This window comes from Halomonas hibernica, assembly GCF_013183775.1.
Taxonomy (GTDB): domain Bacteria; phylum Pseudomonadota; class Gammaproteobacteria; order Pseudomonadales; family Halomonadaceae; genus Vreelandella; species Vreelandella citrativorans.
Genome location: NZ_VIFN01000017.1, coordinates 1 through 15,352 on the forward strand (window position 1 = coordinate 1; position 15,352 = coordinate 15,352).

The 15,352-nt window shown below is 50.4% G+C and carries 9 protein-coding genes; 2 read left to right on the plus strand and 7 right to left on the minus strand.

Annotation, left to right across the window (positions count from 1 at the left end; genetic code table 11):
• Positions 1-250 precede the first annotated feature (250 nt).
• Complete coding sequence (locus tag FKN99_RS18165) at positions 251-676, plus strand: antitoxin Xre/MbcA/ParS toxin-binding domain-containing protein (protein ID WP_172118862.1); 426 nt, start codon at positions 251-253, stop codon at positions 674-676.
• Positions 677-1,688: 1,012 nt separating this feature from the next.
• On the opposite strand, the gene FKN99_RS16370 is transcribed toward FKN99_RS18165, so the two are convergent.
• The 6 genes from FKN99_RS16370 to hsdR form a co-directional block, all read right to left on the minus strand.
• On the minus strand, positions 1,689-2,207 hold the full coding sequence (locus tag FKN99_RS16370; protein WP_172118863.1) for a 3'-5' exonuclease family protein: 519 nt from the start codon (positions 2,205-2,207) through the stop codon (positions 1,689-1,691).
• 640 nt (positions 2,208-2,847) lie between these two features.
• A complete protein-coding gene (locus FKN99_RS16375) occupies positions 2,848-4,125 on the minus strand; it encodes a PDDEXK-like family protein (protein ID WP_172118864.1) in 1,278 nt (425 codons plus the stop codon).
• A gap of 55 nt (positions 4,126-4,180) precedes the next feature.
• Positions 4,181-5,536 (minus strand): restriction endonuclease subunit S, encoded by a 1,356-nt coding sequence (locus tag FKN99_RS16380; RefSeq protein ID WP_172118865.1) that lies wholly within the window; start codon positions 5,534-5,536, stop codon positions 4,181-4,183.
• Positions 5,533-7,155, minus strand: coding sequence for a class I SAM-dependent DNA methyltransferase (locus tag FKN99_RS16385; RefSeq protein ID WP_172118866.1), 1,623 nt, complete (start codon positions 7,153-7,155; stop codon positions 5,533-5,535). Before FKN99_RS16385 ends, FKN99_RS16380 begins: the two co-directional genes overlap by 4 nt.
• Positions 7,156-7,173: 18 nt before the next feature.
• Positions 7,174-8,244 carry a Fic family protein gene (locus FKN99_RS16390; protein ID WP_172118867.1) on the minus strand — a complete coding sequence of 357 codons (1,071 nt, stop codon included), beginning with the start codon at positions 8,242-8,244 and terminating at the stop codon, positions 7,174-7,176.
• 222 nt (positions 8,245-8,466) lie between these two features.
• A complete protein-coding gene (hsdR, locus tag FKN99_RS16395; protein ID WP_319941297.1) occupies positions 8,467-11,994 on the minus strand; it encodes a type I restriction-modification system endonuclease in 3,528 nt (1,175 codons plus the stop codon).
• Between the two features lie 1,450 nt (positions 11,995-13,444).
• On the opposite strand from hsdR, the gene FKN99_RS16400 reads away from it, so the two are divergent.
• A complete protein-coding gene (locus FKN99_RS16400; protein ID WP_172118869.1) occupies positions 13,445-14,449 on the plus strand; it encodes a site-specific integrase in 1,005 nt (334 codons plus the stop codon).
• A 525-nt stretch (positions 14,450-14,974) separates the two neighbouring features.
• Here the strand turns inward: FKN99_RS16400 and FKN99_RS16405 are convergent.
• Entirely contained in the window at positions 14,975-15,199 is a 225-nt protein-coding gene (locus tag FKN99_RS16405; protein ID WP_172118870.1) for a hypothetical protein, read from the minus strand.
• Between the last annotated feature and the right edge of the window lie 153 nt (positions 15,200-15,352).

Sequence of the window (15,352 nt, forward strand, 5' to 3'; positions counted from 1 at the left end):
AATACAGCTCGGCAGCAAAGCATCAATATCGTACCGGCTGCATAACACTGTCGAACCAACATGCCTAATTGGCCGCAACTTCCGCTTTGGGTCGAGTCCTGACCTTAAATTAACCTTAGCACATGACGTGCACGAAATGATCCATTCCCGTAGCCACCTATAATGCCATTTTTTGCTTGCCCCCTATCTCTGCCCTTTCCAAACTGGATCTACTATCTTTACTGTTAGCAACTCCTGTAGGGAAATGATCATGCCATCGTCAACCGACTGTGAAAGTAATTTTGAGAGTCAAGTGGCTGTGCTATTCGGTGCTAGTGAGAACCACAGTTTAGATGTACTGATCCGACAGGGAGCCCCTCTGTCGGCTATTGATAGGGTCGCCGAATATGGCGTGAACGCTGGGGAGCTGGGTATTATCAGTAAAAATGCTCTCAAGCGTAGATTGAATCAAGGAAAGCCTCTCACCCCGTGCGAGGGTGACAAACTTTATCGAGCTATTATGGCAACGCTCCTCGCAACATCGATTTTCCGCAACAAACGAAAATCAGTTACTTGGCTTCATAAGCCGCGAAAAGCGTTCGGAGGGTGCACTGCGCTGGAGGCTACTGCAACCACACCGGGGTACAAGTCCGTTGTAACGCTTCTTGAGCAACTACGTCACGGATTTGCCGCTTGAATTCATTTTTCAATCCGTCGCTACGTCGTCGGCTTTCTTGATTTTCAAATTCACCCAGCGCACCTTAGCGCCACCACTCTATTTTTTCGCCCAGTACTCGCGGCTGTCACTGCGCCGTCTGAGGGTATTACCGGTACATGTCGCCGACATAGCAAAATTGACTACATTTTCTTGGTCAATAACTCGCATGATAATTCTGAAACGGTGCAGTACCATTTCCGGCGGTTTCTAGACAGGGAAGCGAATACTATGAGCATGAACTCATCGAGCTAAGGAACGCTGGCGTCCAAAGCGCCCCACTTAAAATGAGTGGTACTAAGATATAAGCATGATTATATGACTGAAGTACGAGCCCTCGGACTCTCAAAGATTACTAGTGATGTGAAGCTACCCACAAAGTTATTTCAGCGAAATGACGAGCGGAATATGGCATAACGAAACATGTCGGTGCCGTAGGTAAATTAGGAACTACATTTTATTAACGCACCGTCTTATCTCAACTTTTACCTCGCTCGCCTTTTCTAATGTTTATATAGGCTTACACCAGCAGACCAGGCAATAAAAAACAACCTTACAGCTCACGACTGGCTCGCTTTCTACGCTGCCACTTTATGACCTCTTTCATCTCAAGTGCATGGCTTCGCACTGAGCGAGCAGCTCTTCAAGCGTATACCGGGGCACATCACTGATGTGACTCCCATTCGTTTTAACCTATGGGTGCCTAGATATCCTTGGGGGATGACATTGCCGGGGAGCTAATCTAGGGAAGCCGCTATGACTTAAGGCCCCCACTAATCATAGAACGTTTGGTAAATGGGGCGTTGGATGGATGTGCCACAGCCAATAACCGTACAAGACAATTAGCTTACCTTTAAAAGTAGCATAGCACCCACAGTTGCCACCTTGCTTTATCAGGCACGTCCCAACAAAAATGCGGTAAGTTAGAAGACCTTAGGCAGTATAAAAAGTGAGCCCAGGAATCCAAGGATGAACTCAAACCGTGGCTCTTGTATTAGCTAGCGCCATAAATCGGGTAGCTAGCGAGGACGGCGTTAGCGTAACGCTCAGCATCAGCCTGCGCCCGATGCGGTATCGGTTGGCTTTTTAGAGCGTGTTGGAGCGACAACATGTGCTGCTTGCTGAGCAATTTGTGCAGCTGATGAAAATCAGCCAATTCGAACGAAGGCGCGACGCTTGTCGCCTCGTAGAGCCTTTTTAGCCAGAATTGATCTGAATCCAGCCCATCACAAAAGACGACTTCACACCCAAGCATATCGTTGAGCTGCTCGGCCGCTTCATCGACCGGTAAACCTTTTTCGAATAGCTCCTTTCGCTTGATACCGTGTATTGACTCTGCAGTTGGACTCCAATGCATCCAATCGTCATGGGGACGAATGAGAAACCCATCGCTATTACCTAGCGTATCAGCCCAGCCAACTTCTATTGGATAGCTATCAGGCTGATCAAGCCCAGACGCCTCAATATCAATGAAAGTTATCAGAGGAAAATCACTTGTAGCTAAAATATCCACTGGATTGCTACACTCCGTTTTCTGTTACGGGCTGCTTTTTGACCGTTCTTAGCGATACAGTTATAGTAACCCCCACCCTGTGCGATAAGGCACTTAGCGCTTTAAACTGCTCTGAAAAGCATATTCAGCCAAGCACTTCGTGCAAATAATTATCAAAATAACATTTAGCTTAAATACTCATTAACTCACTGTCAGAGTCAGACTGCAGGCTTTATCGAAGTCCAAGCCTAAAATTAAATACCACAGTTAATAGGAAGATTTAAACTTCATTATAAACAAGAAATCAACTGATCTTATCTTGGCTATTTTGATATAGCACACCCACGCAATGTCAGTTATTTTTTTCATTTTTTCGACATCTAATAACATACGCCGCTGCAATTAGCGTCCCGAACATAATAATCAAAATAGGTGAGACGCCAATTAAAAACTGTGAAAAATGACTCATAGCTGCCAATCTCCCTGAAGTGAACGGCTTAATAGGACTATAGTAAAAATCACCGCCCTTCACTAGTTCAGTAGAAGCTTATCGGATCACTCATTTCTATGCTGTCGGGCTCAGACTGCCACATAGCGACTGTGCTAGTCGATGTTGTGCCAAGCATGAACCTGATTTCTTGGCGCATAGCTCTAGCGCTGTTTATGCAACGATGGTTTCGAGGAGTATTTTGGCTTCTTTAATCAGGTTCACCTGGTGATCTACCATCTGACCGATGATCGCCTGCCGCTTATCCTCATCTATCAAGTCGAGAACCGACCCGGTGAATTTGTCGAAGTTAAGAATAATCGGCTCCTGACTGGGAGCTGGGTTGTGGTAGTAGCAAACTAGCCAATCCAGATCTTTATCAGCAACCGCATTACCATCGTTTAGCTTTTCCCTTAGCTGATCTCGCACGCCCTGCTGCGGAACCGGCAAGCCTGATTCGCTATCGATACGAAGGCCATAGTGGATGGCATTATAGAGGTTCACGTATAGACAGAGTTTTTTACCGCTCAAATCACCCACCGTGTGCTTGATACCTACGTGCTTTCCACCCCGTTTGACATCAAAATAGCTGTGAGATATTTCATTCAGATTTTTCCCTCCATAAACGGAAGGTGTCACACCAAACGCATTGGCCATTGCATTCGATAACTCCTCCCAGAACCGGAGCATTACTATTGCTTTTGCCTTGGGTAGCGCTTTTTCTACCGCCAGGGCAGTTTCCAGGTCATAACGGTTATTGGCCAGTTTGTCGGCGATAAGCGCTGTCATAGAGGCTCCAGCTCCGGTGAGGTTTTCGAGCAGACGCTTGTACTGGATAAGCGCGTAGGACAATTCCGGTTTGTGTTTACTGAGGCTTGCGCAGGTGTCTATCCACTGACGGATATCTTTCTCAAAAGAGAGACACTGTACATTCTCTTGTTCAAGGTCTTTAAGACTGTAGGTGGAGGGTGCTTTGCCATCCAGCGTGAGATAAACCAGTACCGCCTTTTTCCGGCTTTTTGCCCGCTGTTTGAGCGCAGTATAATAGTCATGTAACTGCGCCTTCTGGCCACCAGCATCAATTTTCACTTCAATACCGATTATCAGGTCTGGCGACTCCACTACGATATCCACACGCCGCCGATCTTCGGTGGCCAGTTCTCTGGTTACTTTGACTCGATCGCTCACATCCAGTGAAAGGCCCAGAACGTCGTTAACAAACGCATTTAGAAACTTGGCGCCCTCACCGTGCCGCCCGGTGGGGCTCAGCAACTCCGCGAGGTATCGTGAGTGGGTGCGGTTTTCATCGCGCTGAAGGCCAAGGATAGCGAAAATATTGAAACGCTCGCCGCCCCGGTTGGCATTTTCTCTGCACGTTTCGACCAGCTCAGTTAAGCCGCGAAAACTGTCCGTCAACTCGGCTTCGTTTTGCGAGGCAGCGAGATTACTCATTCAGCGTTTCCTTACGATTGTTTGTTTTCCGCAACAGACTCACCGGATGAACACATCACGCGGTTGTCTGCTTGCGGGTTTTCTTTGCAGGTTTCTTCATGGCTGCCCGCTCCGTCTTGATTCTCTCCAGCAACGCCTCGGCACTCTTCTCCCCGCTGATCAATTCAGGGTTGTCCTTGCGCCATTGCTCGGTAAGCTCACCGCGAAAGGCTTTGGCCAGGATGGACTGAGTGAGGTTGTTGACGCGGGCCAGGGCGGTGTTGACCTGTTGTTCGATGCGGTCGGCGTGAGCGAATAGTTGGTCTACTTGGCGGATGATTTCGGTTTGGCCCTGTAAATCGGGAGCGCGAATTTCGAAGGTTCCTAACGACGAGGTATTCAAGTAAGGCTGATCAGAACCTTTCAGATTGAGCTCCACATTTTTTCGAAAGTTGGGGCCTTGCATCAGAAGGAACAGGTATCGTGAATCAAGTAGCTTAGACGTGGTGCGGACCCGTGCAACACGTTGGTAAAGAGTAGCAGGCATGTCATCAACAGATACTACTGCGACTTTCAGTGTGTCGTTAGTGATAGGCCGGTTTAAAGCCATAACAATATCGCCTTCAGCTAGGGCATATGTGGAGAATTCATCTGCCAAATCAGGAGGAATATATGAAGCAGAATCCCACTTCGTTTCACCATACCCAACATTCGCTATCTGCAGCAGTTTGCTCCCCGAATTTGAATACTGTGCTTTTTTGAAAGCCACGCCCGAGGCAATATCTGCAACGGATTTTAAAGCGCCCAGACCTACACAGGTTACGCCCGTCAATCGCCCGCTCATTGCCGAAACCAGCACGGACTGGCGAAAGCGTTTGAGGATTTGCGGGATGCGTACGAGGCGGGCTTTAGTGTTTTCCACCTGGGTCAGCAAGGTGTCGAGTTTATCGGCGATGACTTTTTGTTCGGCAAGGGGGGGTAGCGCAAACTCCAGATCTTTCAGAGTTTCCAGCCGTATTCCCTTTACCGTTGTGCCTGTACCCATCTGCTCTATTTTTCGTGCAACAGAACGGTACCAATAAACCAGATAATCTCGATGGATTTCAGCCGGTAGAAAGAGAGCTTTGAGATCTTGGTTAATTGCTGAGTCGAAGTTTGCGACAACGACCTTGCCCAGACTCATTCTTGTTGCAATGATTGGCGTGCCTGCTGGAATGACATTGGTGCTGCTATTAGTCACTGCCGCCTGTGAAATATGGTCGACAGTATCTTCGAGGACATGCTTGTTCATGTCCTTGACGCTCATCCACGGAATTTCACCCTGGTAATATTCAGGCTTTGACTTGCTCGGTGTCCCGCCGCCGACGATTCGTAGAATGACGTTTTCCAGCGATATCGTAAGCCATTGCCGTGAAATAGAAGGATCGGTCATTGCTCTACACCACCCATCACTTCCCGCAAAAGCACCCTAGCCCCATCAGCCTCCTCTTCAGCCCCCAACTCCCGCATTAACGTATCCATCTCGCCTAGCGCCTGCACCAATTCACCCATCGCCTCACCCGCCAACACACTCGGCTCCGGCAAGTTGGCGGCGTCCACGCTGTCACTGTCTTTCAGCCATGAAATATCCAGCGAGTCGCCTTTGTGATCGGCAATCCACTGGCGGCTGAAGCTGCGCCACCGGCTGTGGGCCAAACGGGGATCGACACCTTCATTTTCATCGCTGTGCTCGGGCAGCTCGATCTTATCGGAATGAAAACTGTATTCGCCCTCTTCCCTCGGGCTCTGGCCGCTAGGTTCTTCGCCATACACGGTCTCAAACGGCTTCAGATGTGGCTCGCCAAACGGCGTACGTTTGCCGAAGTTGCTCATGTTGGTGCGCAGGTCGTAGACCCAAACGTTTTTCGTGCAGTTTTCTTCCTGGTATTTGTCCGCAGCGCTGCCCTTCGTAAAGAACAGCACGTTGGTTTTCACGCCCTGGGCGTAGAAGATTCCGGTGGGCAGGCGCAAAATGGTGTGCAGGTTACACTTGTGCATCAGGTCTCGGCGCACGTCGGTGCCCACGCCCGCTTCGAACAGCACGTTATCCGGTAGTACCACAGCGGCGCGGCCACCGGGTTTTAGGTTGCGGTAGATGTGCTGCAAAAAGGCCAGCTGTTTGTTGCTGGTTTTATAGGTCAGGTCGTCGCGCGTGATGCTGGCGTCGCCGCCCTTGCTGGTACCAAAGGGCGGGTTGGCGAGGATCACGTCGGCTTTTTCCAACCCCGCGCCAGCTTGGCCTAAGGCGTTGCCCAGGTGGACCACACCCTCATCGTCTCCTTCCATGCCGTGGAGAAGGCAGTTCATTAACGCCAAGCGTCGAGTGCCGGGCACCAGCTCAATACCCACGAAAGCACGGTTCGCCTGAAAAGCTTTCTCATGGGCTGTTAGGTCGTAAAGATCGTCTGTCTGGCTTTTGATATGTTCGTGAGCAGAAATCAGAAAGCCCGCGGTACCCGCGGCAGGGTCTTGTATGTGTTCACCAGCCTGTGGCTTCAGGCAGCGCACCATGGTGTTGATCAGGGCGCGGGGGGTGAAGTACTGGCCAGCGCCAGATTTAGTCTCGTTGGCATTCTTTTCCAACAGCCCTTCATAAAGATCCCCCAGTCCGTCCTTCTGGGCGCTGAACCAGTCTATCTGGTCCAAGGTTTTGATCATCTGCTCCAGGTGGCGCGGCTCACGCAGTCGGGTCTGCGCATCGGCGTAGATGGCGCTGATCAATGGATCGTCGTGCACCAGGGTTCCGTCACTATCGCGGCCAGTAGAGAGGCTGAGCAGGATGCGTTTGTAGTCGTTGAGCAGGTTGATGCCAGATTTACCGTTGATGTCAGACCAGCGGCAGCCTTCGGGCAGTGGGTGCTTCTTGAGGGTGCCCGCTTCGGTGTTCTCGTGAATCATTTTGATGAACAGCAGCAGCACCAGCTCAGTAACGTAGTCTGAATAGTTGATACCGTCGTCGCGCAGCACGTCGCAAAGGTTCCAGAGCTTCTGGACGATGTCATTGTTGGTCATAAATGTTTCCAAATAGTGTTAGGCACGCTCAAGGAAGAGCGCCATTAGCGGAGTATTGATATAGAAGTTGCTGCGGCCGACTTTGGTTTTGTCCAGCAGGCCGATATTGACCAGTTCATCCAGGTACTTGGTCGCAGTGATGCGGCTAACGGCCAGATCTTCCATCACGAATTCAATTTTCGTATACGGGTGGTTGAACAGGTTGTTCAGCAGTTCCTGCCGGTAGATCTTCGGACATTCGTCACGCATCCGGTGTTTGGTGTGTTGCATCAACTCGCGTATCTGGCCGATCAGATCAATGGTTTGCCGGGCGGTCTGGCTAACACCCTCCAGCATATAGAGCAGCCACGGCTCCCAATTCCCGGTCTCGCGCACCGCCTGTAATTCCCGATAGTAGCCAGCCTTGGTCTGTATCAAGTAACGGCTGAGATAAAGCACGGGCAGGTCGAGTAGGTCTTTGGCGACCAGGTAAAGCATGTTGATAATGCGCCCGGTTCGCCCATTGCCATCATAGAATGGGTGAATGCTCTCGAACTGATGGTGGATGATGGCCATTTTTACCAACGGGTCCGCATCGCACTGTTCGTCATCGTTAATATAGGCGACTAAGTTGCCCATTAACGCTTCTATTTCTGGGGCTGACTGGGGCGGCTCATACACCACCTCGCCGGTGGCCTGATTTTTAAGCGCCGTCCCGGGCAGCTTACGCAAGCCTGCCCGGTTTTTCTCTAGGGTTTCCTGAATCAGTAAAACGTCGTGCAGGCGAATCAGCCGGGAGTGTCGAACGCTGCGGAATCCCGCCCGTAATGCCGTTGCGTAGTCCTGAACCTCTTTGGTTTGTGGTGAGACACTAGCCTCGTCCGCCACCACTGCGCGATAGAGGTCGTCCTGGGTAGTGATGATATTTTCGATTTCAGAGCTGTGCCGGGCTTCTTGCAAGGTCAGCGTATTGATCAATATTTCTTCGTTAGGGATGGTCGCTGCCACGCCTTTTAGCTCTGCCAAGTAACGATGTGCCTGTGCTGCTTTTTTCAGCACGGCGCGGGTTTCCCACTGTTCGATGTGTTCAAGGGGTAACGTTGGCAGCACGGAGCTTCTCTTTTTAGTTAATGTATAGAAAAAGAAAAAATCTATACATATCGAAGCTCATATGCAAAGGAAAAAGCACTTTTCTTTGCATGTGACGCTGTCAATGTATAGATCGTGGCTACCTATAGATATTTGCTAGGCTAGTTTGGCATGCGTCATGTCGAAAGAACCGCAAAAATCGACATATAGTAGATGTATGTCGATGCCATCAACATTCACGTATCACGCGCTCAGCTCTGGCCAAACCGCTTCGTTTAGCTCTTCTAGCACTGTATCAAGCTGCGCGCCCAATACCTTATCCATCTGCTTTGAGCCACCGTCATCTGAAAAGCGATTATTTACAAATTCGCGATCGATGATCACTTCGTGCACCAGCTGTTTGGCCAGGCGGTCCAGCCACTTGCGCTGGGCCGTTGACCAATCATGCTGGGTATAGATGCGGTCCATGGCTTCAGCTACACGCTGTTCAAAAGGCTTTAGGGGCTCGCCCAGCGCTGCGCGGCGGATATGGCCGATGATGCTGGCCGCAATGTCTTTATTGGTCTGGTTGCGCACAGCGCTTTGCAGGTTGGCTTCCGAGTAGCCGTGGTTATCCAGGAGCACTTTCACTTCTTTAAGCTGCTGGCGCGTAAGGTCACGAGGCTTGTTGACGACCACGGCCAGGGCAGTCGATTGGTTAACCTGCTCCTTGATAAACGCATTGAAACTGTCCAGATAGTCCTCTGGCCGTTGATGCACACCGTAGCTTTGGGTGGGCTCCTGGATGAGTTTGTCTTCATGATGCGAAATCACGGGCATTTTGTCGCTGCCTACCAGTGTTTTCACTTGGCTAAGCTGATTGACCAGGCCGCTGTGCTGGCGGATAAATACCGATGCTTCGAGAGGGCCTAATTTCTGCAAGTGTTGGTGCAGGTTTTTCGGCTCCACTCCCCACAGCTCGTGCAGTTCGTCCAGCTTGTCTTTCAGCGCCGGTCGGCTTTCGGCTTTGTTGTCAGCCTTGCGCAGTACACGCATGACCTTCTGGCTGAGCTGGCTAAGCACTACATCAGCCTGGCTTTCGCCCAGCTGTTCGCCAGGGCTGTTCAGCGCTGCTTCTAAATGATCCTCTTCAGTCAATTCGTCGACCAACTGCTCCAGAGTGACGTTGGGGTCCCTCACCAGAGGTTTCATGGTATTGACCTCGGAAAGCGCAGCGTAGATATCGACTGGGTCGTAAATGCGGAACACGGTTTTGCCGATCTCATCGCAACGCCGAGTGGCACGGCCAATCATTTGCTCGTACAGGATGCGCGAGCGTACCCGACGCATAAACACCAAGTGACTTATTTTGGGTACATCAATGCCAGTCGTCAGTAGGTCAACCGTAATGGCAATACTGGGATAACGCTCATTCTTATAACGACGAATCAGTTGATCGACCTTATCGCTTTTGCCGGTAATTTTGGCCACGGCGGCCTCGTTGTAGCTGCCGTTATAGAGCTCTTTAAAGGCATCATCCAATAGCCGCTTGACCATATCCGCATGCAGATCGGTGGCACAGAAAATCAGCGCCTTTTCATCATCAAAAGGATCTAATTCCTGCGCTAGCTGTTCGCAGATGACCCGGTTGAAGTTTTCATTGATCACCCGGCGATTAAAAGCTTCAACTTCAAAACTCAACTCATCTTCGAGTTCCGTAGTATCCACTTCTCCGGTCTGGGTGTTGATCACCTCTATTGGCTTACCTTTGTCAAACTGGATGCCGTTTTTGGTCAACAAAGTCTCATAGCGTAGAGGCGGTTCGTGATCAATCAGCCAATCGTCTGCGACGGCTTCGCGATAGGAGTAGGTGAAAACCGGTTTGCCGAAAATGTCGCTGGTGTGTCTTGCCGGGGTGGCCGTCAGGCCGATTTTCACCGCATCGAAGTAGTCCAGCACCCGCCGGTAACTGGAGATGTATTGGCTGGCATCCCGGGTCGCCAACTCGCCTTCGGTCATTTCCTGATCCAGTGTATAGCCCCGGTGGGCTTCGTCGATAATGATGCAATCAAACTGATCAATGGGCGGCGGTTGATCGCTCATAAAGATGCGCTTCACCATGGCCTGGACGGTGGCGACCTGCACACGGGTTTCAGCTTCGGCCGCCATATCGCCCAGTTCAGCAACGTTGTAAATCTTGCTCAGGGTTTGGTTCTGCTCTAAAGGCGCTTCATTAAAGGCGTCGATGGCCTGCTGCCCAAGGGCGGTGCGGTCGACCAAAAACAGAATGCGGTGGTAACGTTCTGTTTTTAGAAAACGGTACATCAGGCCAATAATGGTGCGGGTTTTACCCGTGCCGGTGGCCATGGCAAGCAGCACTGAACGGACGTTTCTGGCCAGCGCACTTTCAGTCGCAGCGATAGCATTCTGTTGATAGTCGCGCAGTTTCAGATAACCGAATGGTTCATTCTTGAGCAGCTTTTCTGCGTTTTCTTTATCGCGTTCAAGTAAGTCCAGCAAACCACCGGGCGTGTGAAAACGTGAGAGTGCGCGTCGAGTGTTACTGGGCTCACGTACATCACGAAACCAGGTTCCCGACTGTTCAGCAAGTTGGGGCACATAGGGCCGACCGTTGCAGGAATACACAAAAGGCACCATATAGTGGCCTTCGTCATTAGCAGGCCAGGCAATGGTGCGCCCGGTAAGCTCCCAGGCACCGACCAGAGGAGCCTCAACGTGAATCCCTTTACTGTACCGTTCGGCCTGTTCAATTTTACCGGCCACGTTGGTGTTTTCTTTCTTGGCTTCTACCACCGCGATGGGAGCAAGGCCTACAAATAGAACGTAATCGGCTCGGCCCTTCTCACCGTTGAGGTTGGTGGGCCACTCGGCAATGGCGCGGTAGTGTCCTTTTTCTGGGCGCGCGCCTTTCTGGAAGGTGATTTCCTGGCTGTCAGCTTCCCATCCGGCTTCCTGCAGTTGCTGGTCGATGAGGATGCGGGTGAGTTCTTCGTTCAGTACCAGGTTGTCGGTGGCTGCTTTAGTTTGCTTGGATACTTGCTGGCGCTGCCGATTAATGGTCTGTTCGCCTTGCGCCGTGAGCTGATGTTGCAAGGCTTTGATTTTGTTTTCATAGGCAGCTTGCTGTTGCGCCAGCGCTTCCTCGTGTTGGCGGGCTTGTTCCTCTAGCGCCCGAGCTTCTTCATCCATGGCGACGGCCAGGGCTTCGTATTCGGTCTTTTCTTTCTCAATCAGTTGGCTGAGTTGCTGGCTGCTGTTTAGCTCTACGTTCGCGTTTTGCAGATCATGGCGCAGTTTTTCAATGTCAGCTTGCCACTGGCGTAGCTGGGCACTGGGATCTTCAGGTGGCACGAACGGACCCGGTTTGAATCCTGCACCAGCGCTGCCAAACGAGCGGTGGAACCAAATGGCTAGCTCTCTGGCCAGCTTAAGGCCGCCCATGGCCTCTTTGTGGCGAGTGCGAAACTGGTGGGCCGCTTTATTGCCTTCAATGCGTAGCGTATGAAAAAGCTCCCGTACCTGAGACTCAAGCCGTAGCTCGCGGTTGAGGCGATAGAGGAGATCGGATTGGGTTGTCTGGTCATCGAAATCAACCCCCGATAACGCAGCCATGTGCTGAGCAAGCGCCTCACTCAGCTGGCGCAGTTTGATTAACGTGGTGTTGGGATCGCTCGCAAATGCTCTTTCGGCCGCTGAACCCAACTCCACAAAAAGCGCGTCATGCTCGGCAAGAAAACCGAAATTTGCTGTTGTTTGGTCGCTGACTCGCACAGATGGCTCCATTTTGTATGGCACGCATTACGGAAGGCTCAGCCCTCATTATTATGTGGCTAACCCAAGACTTTATCAGGGTAAGGCGAAATGAGCAGCCCTAAGCCGAATGAAGTTGGAATTGATCCAATGATGCGTTGCATTGAGCCACCAAAAAGTAAAATTGGGCGTCAAAAGTACACAAAGTGTACTTTTTAGTACTTCGTGGATCACCTGGCTTTATTTGATCTAAAAAAAGTGCGTGAAAAGTACGCTGTGTGTACTTTTTAGTACCTCATAGGTCGTAACTATGTTTAGTTACGGCATCCTGTAACGAGCAAGGTTCGTTATAGAACTGTCGTTTCGACTATACCTTCGTAAAGCCTTTTGCCCCGGTGTGGTAACTTTTAAAATCAAGTGTTTAAGGGGACTCAAAAACCGCCAAAAGCTAACCCAACACACCACTTCGAGTGACTTGGCAACTACAAATTGTTTGCCAACATGGGTAATCCTAAAAATATACATACTGTAAGTAACCGCTTGGAAAACGGGGGTGAAACTGACAGTGTCCGTACGGTCTTTTAAGTTGAGGAACAGTGCTTGTATGCCATGACTCTACCGCTAGTAAACATGAAGTGTGCCCAAACGCCGCAACGAAGTTCATAAACGCGCGTGGTGACACAAGGGTACACTCGTGGGTTTGCCTGCCCTATTCGCACGAACTCAGATCATCGGCTAAACACCTAGAAATTGCGTTTACCCTGTTGGACATCGGTAAGAACGTTTCAGACAATATAAATGTATTGAGGCGCTGCCTCAGCTGCGTCTAGCTGGGACCATAAAACAAACAGCATTTAAAAAATCGGAACAACCGATCCGCTCAACAATGCCCCTAGCGGGCCCCTACCTACCGAGGTCCTTATGTTTTTTCAACTTAAACGCCAAGTTTGGCATCAGTAGCAATCAACATATCTCAGTTTTTCCTTTCTGGTTTTTAACCTTATCAAAATTGAGATGCATTAGGTTTGGATGGAGTTTGCAGCCTGCTATCAGGCATCTGGCAGCTCTTTCCAACGCCACGAGCAACGAAACCCCGAACGAAACCTATCGGGCCGGGCGGATTACCCCGTAATCAGCGGTGCGTCATCATCGCCACCACCCAGTCTTTGCTCTCGCCCCACTGCCACCACTAAAAAAGGTGCCCATACCTCACGATTCATGCCGACTGCATGAAGCCCGCCCCGACCAAATGGTATCGCTGGTTCGTGAGGAAAAATCAATCGCGCATGCAGCAGCGCAAACGGAGGCTCGGAGCCATGATCTGGACATGGTTAAAACTGACTCAGCGTACGGGGACAGGGCCTACGCGTGTGGAAACCGAGTGGCCCTGCCCCCAGATGCTGAGGGGTTTGCCACACAACTATGCTGCACACACTGACAAAAGAGGTTTTATAGATTAGGAAAATGAGAAATGAAGAAACAGAAACGCTTTAACAGGAACTGGACGAAGCGGAATTTCGGCCTGGGACATAAGCCTGGGTATGCAGCGAAAGTAGCTCTTGCACAAGCTTACGGTGGGAGTGACCACTACTATACGCGCTTTACACATCATTCCAGATTTGAGCACTACCTTGATTGGCTGTCAGAACTCGATCCACCGATTCGGGACCTGCGAAAAATCACATTGGCGCATGCCATTGAATACTCAGAGGCTCTCGCAAACTCTGTGGCGTCAGGTGATATGAAGGTCAGCTATGCACAAAATCTCGTCTCGACGTTAAATACCGTAATGCGTGCGGTACGCCAGGACCAAGCAATTTGGCTTTCACCTGCAGATGTTGTCGGCAAACGTTCATACATCAGAACGAGCTTACCATTGGCAACATGGGACAAAGTAATCGAAGCCGTCCAGCTGGCAGAAGCCAAGGGCAATTTTCGGGGAGCATCGTTGGTTCTGCTATGGCGTGCCTTTGGTATGCGATTCCGGGAGGCCGCGCTTGCCGATCTTCCTCGATTGAAAGCTGAAGCTGACACTTACAATGCCGTCTGGATACTGGACGGTACCAAAGGCGGATTTAAATCTGAAAAGCGGCGAATCCAGATTGAAAGTGTCCAATGGCAATCCCTTGATTACGCACTACACGCCATTTCCGATTCCGGCATTTGTCTCATCGACGGCAACAACTCCCTTAAAGAATTTCTTAACCGGCACGCCAACCCCATGCGCCCGATTCTCAAACAGGTCGGAATTCAATGCCCTAAAGACTTACGGGCTGAAAATTTCATAGAGGTTTACGAGCGAACGTCCGGCCAGTTGGCTCCACTTAAGCAGTCCGGAGCGTTTGACAGGGAAGCGGATTCGGTAGGAAGAGAGGTCGTAGGGCATCAGGGCGGTCACAAACGCCCAACGGTCGCGTCATCCTATGTTGGCAAGCGAGATCGTACCAATCGCGATGTAGAGGTAGCCAAGCCATGAATCTTAACGATGTACATAAGCGCATCAAAGCCAAAGACGGCGCTGAAAGGACCCGAAGCCGGCACTTGAATCGTATCGAGAAGATGGCGTTGGCTGTCGAAAATCGGTTCCCTGAAGTTAAACAAGCCCAACAGATTCGGCTGAAACATTGTTCATGGCTTCTAGAGCACTGGTGCAAACCATCAACGGTGAGAGATTACCGTAGCTCACTCCGCCTGTTGATTGAGGCTCTTGATCGGGACCAGGATTGGTTCAAACCACTGGGAATGGCGCAGGCCTCATCTGGAGGACGTCCCAGGGACGTGTCTGTTGTCCGCTCGCGGTCATCAAAATACTGGATGGTTTAGCGCTCGTGCCGTTCGCCTAGTTTATCTATCAGTGCCGAGAGACTTTCGGCGTTGTTGTTAATCTCGCGCAGCAAGGTGAGTAGGGAGGCTCCGGTTGATTCATAAGAGCAAGCAACACTACTCAAAAAAATAACGCACTATCAGCCTTCCGCGACTGACAATGCGCCATGTTCATTCCTCAGAACCATTCATTTTTCTTAATCATACCGATCTTTTCTAATAGGTTATTGGGTTCCTCATTGTCTAACCCTTTAATGTGCTCCAAAACTTCAATCTGCTCGTAAGGATTAGCAATATGCAACATATCGATAGCATCTGCCAGCTCACTAAGTACGTCTGTTACTTCATTGATCACTGAAAGATTACCGCTCTGCAACGCAGAAAATAGTTCACGAATTTTCATAGATTTCATCCTGTTTGAAATACCCACTTGGGCAAATCCAAACTATCAAAGAAACCGGATCCAGCAAGGCCCTACAAGGGCATTAAATTCTTTTTTAATGAGAAAAAAGTAGGCGAGAAACTTAGCCAGTGCTTCTTTACAGTTTGAACCAGA

What these genes read in the sequence shown, in the direction of transcription:
- FKN99_RS16400 (WP_172118869.1), top strand. Translation starts at nt 13,445, where the DNA reads ATGAAGAAACAGAAACGCTTTAACAGGAACTGGACGAAGCGGAATTTC.
- FKN99_RS16385 (WP_172118866.1), bottom strand. Translation starts at nt 7,155, where the DNA reads ATGACCAACAATGACATCGTCCAGAAGCTCTGGAACCTTTGCGACGTG.
- FKN99_RS16380 (WP_172118865.1), bottom strand. Translation starts at nt 5,536, where the DNA reads ATGACCGATCCTTCTATTTCACGGCAATGGCTTACGATATCGCTGGAA.
- FKN99_RS18165 (WP_172118862.1), top strand. Translation starts at nt 251, where the DNA reads ATGCCATCGTCAACCGACTGTGAAAGTAATTTTGAGAGTCAAGTGGCT.
- FKN99_RS16375 (WP_172118864.1), bottom strand. Translation starts at nt 4,125, where the DNA reads ATGAGTAATCTCGCTGCCTCGCAAAACGAAGCCGAGTTGACGGACAGT.
- FKN99_RS16405 (WP_172118870.1), bottom strand. Translation starts at nt 15,199, where the DNA reads ATGAAAATTCGTGAACTATTTTCTGCGTTGCAGAGCGGTAATCTTTCA.